The sequence below is a fragment of the Chitinophaga filiformis genome, from assembly GCF_900102545.1.
Lineage (GTDB): Bacteria > Bacteroidota > Bacteroidia > Chitinophagales > Chitinophagaceae > Chitinophaga > Chitinophaga filiformis.
This window is the reverse complement of record NZ_FNBN01000004.1, coordinates 473189-484479: the sequence shown is the minus strand read 5'-3', so window position 1 is coordinate 484479 and position 11291 is coordinate 473189. Positions and strand designations below refer to the sequence as shown.

Here is an 11291-nt window from a genome sequence, read left to right as displayed (position 1 = left end):
CAACAATAAACCGGGAAACAAAACGGCAATAGACTCCGTTAGGAGTCTCAGTGTTTGTAGCCCAGGGTGATAACCCTGGGGGCCAACGGAACCCAACGGAACCCAACGGAACCCAACGGAACCCAACGGCGCCCAACGGAACCCATGTAGCGCACAATATCATCCGTACACGGAATTACACGCATCACATGCATACGGAATTGTAACATCACATATCACATGTATGGAATTATCATATTCATATACATAACCAATATCCCGCGATCATAACATCATATGTAATAAATAGGGAGACATATACACAGCATTAAAAAGCCGTCCCGATTATTACGGAACGGCTTCTACTCATTTTTTTATAAGAATTCAGATTCTATTTAGAATTCAGCACTCTTTGGTGTTCTCGGGAAAGGTATTACATCCCTGATATTTCCCATACCAGTTACAAACAGCACAAGTCTTTCAAATCCAAGACCGAAACCTGCGTGAGGTGCAGTACCAAAGCGGCGTGTATCAAGATACCAGCTCATTTCGTCAACAGGCAGGTGCATTTCCTCCATACGCGTAACCAGTTTATCGTAGTTCTCTTCACGCTGTGAACCACCTACGATCTCACCGATACCAGGGAAGAGGATATCCATTGCCCTTACAGTTTTACCGTCTGCGTTCTGCTTCATATAGAACGCTTTGATCGCTTTCGGATAATCTGTCAGGATCACTGGTTTCTTGAAATGTTTCTCTACCAGGTAACGTTCGTGTTCGCTCTGCAGATCAGCCCCCCATTCTTCTATAAGGTAGTTGAATTTCTTGCTCTTGTTAGGTTTGCTGTTCTTCAGGATGTCGATGGCCTCGGTGTAGGTAATGCGTATGAACTCGTTGTTCAATACGAATTCCAGCTTTTCGATCAGTCCCATTTCACTGCGTTCCTGCTGTGGCTTCTGCTTTTCTTCTTCTGCAAGGCGTTGTGCCAGGAATTCCAGGTCTTCCCTGTTGTTTTCCAGTGCATAGCCGATAACGGATTTGATGAAAGCCTCTGCCAGGTTCATGTTGTCTTCCAGGTCGTAGAACGCCATTTCCGGTTCTATCATCCAGAATTCTGCCAGGTGACGGGCAGTGTTGGAATTTTCCGCACGGAAGGTTGGGCCGAAGGTGTAGATATCACCAAAGGCCATAGCGCCGAGTTCTCCTTCCAGCTGGCCGGATACAGTCAGGTTGGTAGCGCGGCCGAAGAAATCTTCTTTATAGTCAATTTCGCCACTTTCTGTGAGTGGCGGATTTTTAAGATCGAAGGAAGTTACATGGAACATTTCTCCCGCGCCTTCTGCGTCAGAAGCCGTGATGATAGGCGTATGCAGGTATACAAAACCTCTTTCGTTGAAGAATTTATGTACTGCAAATGCCAGGGAATGACGGAGGCGGAAGATAGCGCCAAATGTATTGGTGCGGAAACGAAGATGTGCTATTTCACGCAGGTATTCCAGGCTGGGACGGTTTTTCAGCTGCAGCGGATATTTCTCCGGATCACAGTCGCCCAGTATTTCCAGTTCAATTGCCTTTACTTCCACACGCTGGCCCTTACCCAGAGAAGGAATTACTTGTCCGGACACGCTGATAGCAGCCCCGGTGGTCAGACGTTTTAATAAATCCGGCGTTACCGAATCCATCTCCAGTACTATCTGGATATTATTATTGGTAGAGCCATCATTCAACGCTATGAATTGATTGTTACGGAAAGACCGTATCCAACCTTTTACCACAACAGGATAATCTGTTTTTTCGTCCTGCAGTATCTGCTTGACTTTCACTCTTTGGCTCATATTAATATAAATTTTGGTGTGCAAATTTAAGAGATATAGCGCAGACTGCATAGGAAGAATTGGGGTGCTGTGCCAGGTAGTAAATAAAATGTTAAATTAAATAGCGACCTGTTACGTGCTCTTTGGCAGGAATGTTGATAGATATAGAGCATCAAGACCATAGACAGGCTATGGGACGGGGTTCTATAAGGGGAGGTACCGCACGGAGGCTTGTCTGGCTGCTGTTGTAACGGGTTAGAGCAGTGCATTTTTTTTGGATAATAGCGAAACTTGTTTTAATCTTGCGTTATAATCTGCCTGATTAAGTTCTAATTTCCATCTTCATCGGCAGTCCTAAACTCAACATTCCCTATCAGATTTAATAACCAGATTAAATTTATTGGACTCAAAAAACAATTATTTGTAATTGGTGTATGTTGGTATGTAGTGGTACCCACCTCACAACACTTTTAAATTTGACAACACACGATGATGTACGACATCTTACAATTGAACGACATGCTCGTTCCTGAGCTGCTTGACATTGCAGAGAAACTTGATGTGCCAAACGCCAAAAAACTGAGCAAACAGGATCTTATCTACAAAATACTCGATAAGCAGGCAGTAATGGCCTCTGAAGGTAACCCGGCAAATGGAGAAGAAAAGAAAACACGTAAGCGGAAATCAAAGAAAGACGAAGAAGCTGAAGAAGCACATGTAGCAGAAACCACAGCTGCAGACGAAAAACCTAAACGCGGCAGGAAACCAGCTGCCAGCGGCATGAAAACAAAAGAATCCGAACTCGAAGAACCTAAAACTCAGGAAACCAAACCAAAGAAAAAGAACTTCGATATAGACCTTGACATCCCCTCTCTTACTTTCGACGACGATGATGATGTAATCATTCCACAGTTTACTGAAGATGCTGAAGAAGAAGAAGAAGAGGAAGATGTAATTACATCTTTGCCACATGCTGAGGAAGAAGAGGCAGAAGAGGACGAGGATGATTTTGTAATGCCGGAAGAACCGGTACTGGCGCAGAAACAGCGCTTCCCTTCAAATAAGAAAGAACCTGCTTTTAATATAGAATTTGATGGTATAATTATCAGCGAAGGTGTACTCGAAATGATGCCTGATGGCTATGGTTTCCTGCGCTCCTCCGATTACAACTACCTCAGTTCACCAGACGATATCTACGTTTCTCCTTCACAGATCAAATTGTTCGGACTGAAAACAGGTGATACTGTGAAAGGTTCCGTACGCCCTCCGAAAGAAGGTGAGAAATACTTTGCACTGCTGAAAGTAGAAACGATCAATGGTAAGTCTCCTGAAGAAGTGCGCGACCGTGTACCGTTTGACTACCTGACGCCGTTATTCCCTTTCGAAAAATTACGCCTTACCACTACTTCAAATAACTACTCAACCCGTATCATGGACCTGTTTACCCCTATCGGTAAAGGTCAGCGTGGTCTGATCGTAGCACAGCCTAAAGTCGGTAAGACGATGTTGCTGAAAGAAGTAGCAAACGCTATCGCAACAAACCATCCTGAAGTATACCTCATGGTAGTACTGATCGATGAGCGTCCGGAAGAGGTAACCGATATGGAACGCAGTGTGAAGGCCGAAGTAATTGCCTCTACATTCGACGAACCAGCTGAAAAACACGTGAAAGTATCTGCCATAGCATTGCAGAAGGCAAAACGCCTGGTAGAGTGCGGACACGATGTAGTGATCCTGCTGGATTCCATCACCCGTCTGGCACGTGCACATAACACCGTAGCTCCCGCTTCCGGTAAAGTATTGAGCGGTGGTGTGGAAGCAAACGCAATGCAGAAACCTAAACAGTTCTTCGGTGCTGCCCGTAAGATCGAAAACGGTGGCTCCTTAACAATACTTGCTACAGCATTGATCGATACAGGTTCCAAAATGGATGAGGTGATCTTTGAAGAATTCAAAGGTACCGGTAACATGGAACTGCAGCTGGATCGTAAACTGGCTAACAGACGTATCTTCCCTGCTATCGACGTATCTGCTTCCTCTACCCGTCGCGATGACCTGTTATTGGAAAAAGATATCCTGAAACGTATTCACATCCTGCGTAATCACCTCGCAGACATGAATACAGAAGAATCTATGCATTTCATGCTGCAACACATGAGGGGAACCAAGAACAACGAAGAATTCCTGATCTCCATGAATGGATAATATCCATCGTCAGATAAAAGTAAAGGCCATGTCTCAGACATGGCCTTTACTTTTATCTGTACTGTTTCCAGTGACTGACAAGATCCTTTTTCCTCCTGTCGGCAACCTCCAGCTTCACCCCGTTTTTAAGCACCACTTTGCTACCATCATTTTCAATATGACTGATCTGCGAGAGCTGCACCATCTGGTGATTATTGATCTGGTAGAAACGAAGCGCACCAAATAAATCGGTATAATAGCGGAATGAACGTTCGGCCTGCAGCTGTGCTTTATCCACCAGGTGGATCGTGCACTTTTCAGTATTGGCTTCAAGATAGGCGATCGTATTCAGCGGAATGATCATATCATCCTGCTGCGTAACCGGGATCACCAGGTCCATATTGATATTTTTCCCGCTGTTAAAGTTTTCCAGAAGCACCTTATAGCGGGAAGTGCTTGCATTTGCATGAATACGGCTGGTGATCTTGTTGACAGCCGACATCAGGCTTTCCCTGTCAATGGGTTTCAGAATGATCTCCACTTCGCTGAAACGGATGGTGTGAAGAAATTTCTTTTCAAAAGCAGTTACAAACACTGCTTCAAACGGAGGTGCGTCCTTCGTGCCAAGTAGCACGTCAAAGCCTGTTCCATCGGGCATTTCAAGATCAAGGAACACCAATTGTGGCTGATGTTCATGAATGGTGGCAATACCATCCGCGCAGTCAGATGCAGTAGCTGCGATCTGTACATCGGGGCAATATTTTTCCAGCATCAGGGATATGATGTCCCGGCTATTGCGCTCATCATCTATAATAACAGCTTTTATCATAGTCCAATATGCTTGTATGGCTAGAGTTGGGGAATCAGGATCCTTACAATAGTACCACTTTCTGTATTATTATTTTCCGATTTGTCTATGACGTCGATATGAATGCCTGTATTGTACATCTTGTTCAGCAATTCGGCACGGTTAAAGCTGATCTCCATGCCTGATGACTGGTGGTGTTTGGGCAGGGTACGCAATGTTTTGGAGCGGATAATACCAATACCATTGTCTTCTATCAGGCATTCCAGCATATCCGGGTCTGTCTGGTTGAATTGTATCAGCAGCTTACCGATCGGATAATTACTGTTGGTCATCCCGTATTTCACTGCGTTTTCTACATAAGGTTGTAGCAACATGGCGGGGACTTCCAGTTCTGAAGTGGCAATGGCAGGATCGACAATGATCTCGTATTCCATCTTATGCTCAAACCTCATTTTCTCTAACCCAAGATAAGTATTCAGATAGGCAATTTCATCTGCCAGGGAAATAAAATTACGCCGGGAGAAATCCAGTGTTTTCCGGATCAGGTAGGAAAAGTCGGACAGGTATTTCTGGGCGTATTCAAAATCCCGCTGCATCACAAACAGCTGAATGGAATTCAGGCAATTGAAAATGAAGTGTGGATTGATCTGTGCGCGGATGGCCTTCAGTTCTATCTCTGTCAGCTTCTTATCGTATTCAGTCTCCAGGTGCGCTTTACGTTGCTCTTCCAATTCCTGCTTCTTGCGCAATATTTCAGTGGTCTGCTCTTTTACCAGTTCTTCCAATTGCTCATTCAGCTTGCGTTGCAGCTCTTTATTCTTATTCAGTTGTTTGATCAGCAGTTCCTGTGTACGTGTTCTTTCATGGTGCACCAGTTTATTCCGGTAGCTAAGGCCGGCCAGGAAAAACATGGATTGTAGTAATACCCCTGCTACTATGAGTAGGGAAGGGGCTGACATTTCTCCCAGTGCATTGATCAGTCCCAGCGGACGGAGCAACATCATGAAAGAACCGAAGCTGGCCATGTAAAAGCAGAGTGAGCCAAACAGGAAAAAGCGTACCAGCGGATGATGCCGGGAACGTTTGGCCAGTGCTATGAAAACCACCAGGAATGGCAGTAAGGTAGAAATATATACATAGCTGTAGATCATCACCGGCACCTGGTATTGTTCCTGTGCAATACAGTAGAAACAGATGATGATGATACCGCCAATGATGGCGGCTACTGCTGTAAACAGCTTCTCCATAAAAGGATACCGCTCCTGCAGGTTCAGAAAGGTATTCCCGAATGCCAGGTACATGAGGTAAAAGCAGAACAACAGTGCCGGGATATCCCAGTAATACTTGAGCATGGGCCAGCGGTAGAACACAGACAATTGGTAAGGCTGACTTTCCAGTCGCAGTGTAAAGAAGAATATCAGGCCCAGCATATATGCCGCAAAGTACATGTACGACTTATCCGGCAGCTGTATATAGTTGATCACGGCAATGGCCAGGCATACCAGCAACATGCCGAGTAACACATGGATCAAGATAGTTTCTCCCCGGAAATATTCCAGCTGTCCGCTACGGAACTCTGCGTACTGGAGAGCATTAAAAAGCACAGGCATCAGCCCGTTCTCGTTATAATACTTATTGTTGATATGAAGATAGAAAGTACGGTTTTGTCCGGGAGGTACTGTTACGTTAAACCCATAATGTTCCCAGCGGTGAACGTCACCATGATCTTTCATCAGGCCGGTTTGCATGAGCAGGCGAGGTTTGCTGCCTATAGTGTTCTGGACGTACCAGCTCATGTCGTCATGCCATCCCGTAAAGAGTGTCAATACAGAATCATGGCTGCCTGCGTTTTTCACATGCAGTTTCAGCCAGCAATTATTGCCTTTTCCAATATGCTTTTTCTCTACATGGAATAGGTGATAGTTGTGGTTAAATGATGCCGATGCAATCTGTTGTGGTGTCAGTAATCCCCTTTTATCCTCCAGGCTCATGACATACGGCCGCAAATCAACAGCTGAATGCAGATGATCGAAATCTGCTACCAGGGTATCTTTTGCGGGTGTATTCGCCGAAGCATTAATGGAGTAACAAAACAACAGGAAAAGTAAATAAATACGAATCACTGTTTGCTAATATATTTTTACAACAAGCCATCTATGGCTTTCGCCAGCTTATGGTCTTTTTCGGTGATCACATCCCCCGCATCGTGTGTACACAGGTATATTTCAACCTTATTATAAACATTTGTCCAGTTAGGGTGATGGTCCATTTTTTCAGCAACAAGGGCAACTTTTGTCATAAACGCGAACGCCTCTCTGAAGTTTTTAAATTCGAAGGAACGATACAGTTGGTTCTTTTTTTCTTCCCACATAACAAAAGAATTTAAACATGAAACAACGCCTTGTTCACGGGTGCAATTCGGTGAAGGAATGAAACCGGGAATACCGGTCAGAAGATGAGGTTCATCTTATTTTTAATCTCTCTAATATCCAATAAAGATACTAATTGTACAAGCTCTACGTGGCGTAATTGATCGATTAATTTCTTAACGTCATCTAACTGATAATAATCGCCTTTGACCATCCAGAGATAGTCTACGTTCTTCAGTTCAGGTAGCAGAAACTCTGCCTGACAGTGATTATTATAGAAATAATGAACAGACGATTTTGTCGGCTCTTCAAATTCAAAAACGCTGAAATAGAATGCCCTGTTGTTTTTAGACAGGTTAATTTCCAGGGAATTATTTACCCGGAAATCAAGGTGCATATAGTTATTAATCTGCCAGCACAGTTGGTAGTCGCGGGCGGAAGACACAATACCAATAACATGGGTTGATTCGAAGAAATCTTCCAGCAGTTGATCCTGGTCCAGCTTTAACTTTAATACCGACATATAATAAATTCTAATACAGTATGCGCCAGGGGCTTTAGTTTTAGTCTGCTCGTACCTGTTGTTTTCCGGAAGCCAAAGTACGGCTTTAAATTTTAATATTCCGCCATCCTTTATTTTCTCGTCCCCGGAGTTGCGCCCCGGGCCACAAACACCTGGACTGCTAACGGCGTCCTGTCAAGGCTTGCTCCTGCCGGTTCCGGTAATTCCTGCATCACTTACCTGGCTCTTCCTTGTTGCTACCCTGCCGGTTGGCAAGGAGGGTAGTACGTCTGGGCTCGGGTACTTTTTCGTATTCGTAGGGGCAATGTTTGCAGCCATTGCCACAGCAGTAGCCCCTTTCGAGGAGGAAATGTTCAGTGAACACCATATAGCCGTGTTCATTGTAATAGAAATCAATCCTCTCCTGCAACGGCTTCGGCATCGGATGGTAATTTTATAGTGCGCCAGTCAAGCGGAGCTTCCGGCAGCCTGAATTTCAGGTAGCGGATAGTACGGCCGTCTTCCAGGTGCATGCCCTCGTAGAAGGTCTTTATCTGCAAGAGGGGCGGTACTTCCGTCATGGCATAGATATCCGGAATATCTTCTACTAAGGTACAGCCACTCGCTGCGATCACTTCCTGTGTGAAGGCATATAATTCAGCAGAGTCTGTTTTCAGGTTGATTGTCCCATCCTTAGCCAGTAGTGGTTGGTACAGCTGCAGGAACCTGGGATGCGTCAGGCGCTTTTTAGATTTGGAATTGCGCAGGAATGGATCAGGGAAGGTGATCCAGATCTCTGCTACCTCGCCATGGGCGAAATAGTTACCGATTTTATCTATCTGGGTACGGAGGAAGCCGGCATTGGGTACTGGTTCTTCCAGGGCAGTTTTGGCGCCACGCCAGATACGGTTGCCTTTCAGGTCTACTCCGAGGAAGTTCCTTTCAGGGAAGCGGCGGGCAAGCCCCAGTGTATAGTCTCCTTTACCACAGGCCAGTTCCAGCGTCAGCGGATTGTTATTCTTGTAGAACGTATGCCAGTTTCCAGGCATGCCTTCCGGGTATATCAATACATTCGGAAACGTCTCAATTTCTGCAAAGCGTTGTAATTTCTTTTGTCCCATCGCTGCAAAAATAATGTTTTCCCCGGACGCCCTAAAATCCCGGGGCGTATCACATTGGGTTATAACACGCGGCCCGTTGGTTCATGCGATACAAACACGGGTTCCGTTGGCCCCAGGGTTATCACCCTGGGCTACAAACAATAAGACTCCTCCGGAGTCTATCATGTTTTGTTGAATACGTTCTGGCCCCTTCAACTTTCGCCTTGACTTTCTGAATAGGGCCTCTCCAATGAGGAATTGGCCCCGTCAATATCCTTTCCAAACCTGCTGTATATCGAAGGGGTCCCTATGGTAACTCATCTATAAATCATCCTCAACCCACATATAACCCATATATAACCCATATCTTCATAAATATGGGTTATATATGGGTCATATATGGCTTATATATGGGTTATATATGGGTTATCTCACCGAATAGGCTATGGTAAAGGCATTACAAAGACTGTTTGAATACCTTATTATGTATTTGTTTAAAAGAGAAGAAACTTTACAGAAGATAAAGATGTAATATCTGAGAAAGGAACTGCTGAGGCAGGCCAGGAGGTGGGTTATTTCCAAAAACAAAAAAGCCTGTTCCGCTTTAAACGGAACAGGCTTTTTAAATCGCTGTAGGGGAAGGAGTCGAACCTCCACGAGGCAGTTAGCCGCAACACAAATAAGATTAGTGGTCAACCCATTATGTTGTGTTTATCCTGTGATCCCCACCCCCGAGACAAGAGGGCATGTCTGCCAGTTTCATCACCCCACAATTTTAAAGAGCTAGTTATTCAATAATTTGCAGTGTTTTTTTAATTATATTCAGTTTTTAGGCTGACTATTTGTTGAAAACTGCCGTTTGAAGAACTATTATGATGCAAATCTAAAGACATAACCGTTTTCTTGCAAATTTTTTAAGAAAAATTTTTGAATTTTCGAAATTTTTCAAATATTTGCATATAGGTTTAAAACATTCCAAAACAAATTGTAAAAATGAGCCACAATTTGAATATTGACAAACTAGATTTGCAGATCATCAGTGAAATGATGCATAATGCAGAAATCTCCTACGCTGACCTCGGGAAGAAGCTGTTCGTTTCCGGTGGCACGATCCACGTTAGAATGAAGAAATTGCAAGAACTGGGTATCGTTAAAGGTACAAAATTGCATGTAGATTTAAAAATGATTGGTTATGATGTTATTGCCTTCATCGGTATCTACCTCGAGAAAAGTTCCATGTACGACACTGTGGCCAAAGAATTACGGAAGATCCCTGAAATGGTTCGTTTAAACTACACCACCGGTAGTTATAGCATGTTTGCAGAGATTATCTGTAAGGATATTACCCAACTGAGAAGGATACTGCACGACGAATTGCAGAAAATAAAAGGTATAGAAAGGACCGAGACACTGATTTCACTGGAAGAAAGCTTTTACCGCACAATCAACGTTGTGGAATAGGGGAACCCCCGCCACCCCTTCCTGTCTGCTTATCTTGTAGTGTAGCATCCATATGATCTGGCAGCCGGGAAGGGATCATTAATTTTATTACTTATGGTTACAACTGAAATCGCCGACAAAATAAAGCGGCTGGAAGAGAAGTATGCCGCTATGGGTCAGGATCTTTCTTCTTATCTTGACGGGCTCCTGTACGCGGATTACCTTACCTACTGGGATTATATCCAACTGGATGTTTTATTAAACCTGCAGCATCCCCGAACGCCTATACCGGATGAGAATATCTTCATTATTTACCACCAGATCACGGAACTATATTTCAAACTGGCATTACAGGCCATCGAGCAGGTATGCCAGGCGCCGGTGCTGACAGCAGAACTGTTCAAAACGCAACTTAAGCGTATCAATAACTATTTCCGTAACCTGATCAACTCCTTTGAGATCATGGTAGATGGAATGGATAAACAGCAGTTCCTGCAGTTCAGGATGGCGCTATTGCCAGCCAGCGGCTTTCAGAGCGGACAATTCCGAAAGATAGAGATCTGTTCTACGGCCCTGGTAAACCTCGTGTATGAACCGCAACGGGAAGGCTTAAGAGCCAGTGAGCTGTCTGAAGTACTGGATAATATCTATTGGCGCAGCGGCGCCACAGAGCTGGCTACCGGCAAGAAAACGCTGACCTTGCGGCAGTTCGAACAGAAATATATGCACGAGTTCCTGTTCCTGGCCGAGCGTTACCGGGAGAACAACATGCAGTTGCGATATAAACAGCTATCTCCGGAAGAGCAGCAGGAGGTAATGCCGCTGCTGAAGGAATACGACCTGAATATTAATGTGAAATGGCCGCTGATGCATTATAAGTCTGCCGTGAGATACCTGAACCGCAAGCCGGAGGACATTGCAGCTACCGGCGGCACCAACTGGCAGCAATACCTGCCTCCCCGCCATAAGCGGATTGTATTCTTTCCCGAAATCTGGACAGAAGAAGAGCTCGAAAACTGGGGGAAACTGGCGTTCGAATAATTCTTAATTAGTATTATTTTTGGTATGTTTGCATAGAACGGTAGCTTTCACATT

10 protein-coding genes are annotated in these 11291 nt (G+C 44.6%); 3 read left to right on the top strand and 7 right to left on the bottom strand.

Annotated elements, in window-relative coordinates:
- Positions 1 to 374: 374 nt before the first annotated feature.
- Complete coding sequence (asnS, locus tag BLR32_RS19825; RefSeq protein WP_089834578.1) at positions 375 to 1814, bottom strand: asparagine--tRNA ligase; 1440 nt, start codon at positions 1812 to 1814, stop codon at positions 375 to 377.
- Positions 1815 to 2285: 471 nt separating this feature from the next.
- Here asnS and rho point away from each other — a divergent pair, with 471 nt between their 5' ends.
- The gene (gene rho / locus BLR32_RS19820) at positions 2286 to 3998 is read left to right on the top strand and encodes a transcription termination factor Rho (RefSeq protein WP_089834577.1); all 1713 of its coding nucleotides are present in this window, start codon (positions 2286 to 2288) and stop codon (positions 3996 to 3998) included.
- Positions 3999 to 4050: 52 nt separating this feature from the next.
- Here the strand turns inward: rho and BLR32_RS19815 are convergent, their stop codons facing one another.
- The 6 genes from BLR32_RS19815 to trmB form a co-directional block, all read right to left on the bottom strand.
- Complete coding sequence (locus tag BLR32_RS19815) at positions 4051 to 4806, bottom strand: LytR/AlgR family response regulator transcription factor (protein ID WP_089834576.1); 756 nt, start codon at positions 4804 to 4806, stop codon at positions 4051 to 4053.
- A gap of 20 nt (positions 4807 to 4826) precedes the next feature.
- Positions 4827 to 6908 (bottom strand): histidine kinase, encoded by a 2082-nt coding sequence (locus tag BLR32_RS19810; protein ID WP_143011524.1) that lies wholly within the window; start codon positions 6906 to 6908, stop codon positions 4827 to 4829.
- Positions 6909 to 6925: 17 nt separating this feature from the next.
- Positions 6926 to 7216, bottom strand: coding sequence for a 4a-hydroxytetrahydrobiopterin dehydratase (locus tag BLR32_RS19805; RefSeq protein ID WP_262487424.1), 291 nt, complete (start codon positions 7214 to 7216; stop codon positions 6926 to 6928).
- 17 nt (positions 7217 to 7233) lie between these two features.
- Entirely contained in the window at positions 7234 to 7677 is a 444-nt protein-coding gene (locus BLR32_RS19800) for an IPExxxVDY family protein (RefSeq protein WP_089834573.1), read from the bottom strand.
- A 211-nt stretch (positions 7678 to 7888) separates the two neighbouring features.
- A complete protein-coding gene (locus tag BLR32_RS19795; protein WP_089834572.1) occupies positions 7889 to 8098 on the bottom strand; it encodes a C1orf53 family protein in 210 nt (69 codons plus the stop codon).
- On the bottom strand, positions 8070 to 8777 hold the full coding sequence (trmB, locus tag BLR32_RS19790; RefSeq protein ID WP_089834571.1) for a tRNA (guanosine(46)-N7)-methyltransferase TrmB: 708 nt from the start codon (positions 8775 to 8777) through the stop codon (positions 8070 to 8072). The genes BLR32_RS19795 and trmB overlap by 29 nt, the downstream gene beginning before the upstream one ends.
- Positions 8778 to 9749: 972 nt before the next feature.
- On the opposite strand from trmB, the gene BLR32_RS19785 reads away from it, so the two are divergent.
- Together BLR32_RS19785 and BLR32_RS19780 are read left to right on the top strand one after the other, a co-directional pair.
- A complete protein-coding gene (locus tag BLR32_RS19785; RefSeq protein WP_012788686.1) occupies positions 9750 to 10217 on the top strand; it encodes an Lrp/AsnC ligand binding domain-containing protein in 468 nt (155 codons plus the stop codon).
- A 93-nt stretch (positions 10218 to 10310) separates the two neighbouring features.
- Complete coding sequence (locus BLR32_RS19780; RefSeq protein ID WP_089834570.1) at positions 10311 to 11237, top strand: tryptophan 2,3-dioxygenase family protein; 927 nt, start codon at positions 10311 to 10313, stop codon at positions 11235 to 11237.
- Positions 11238 to 11291: the final 54 nt, after the last annotated feature.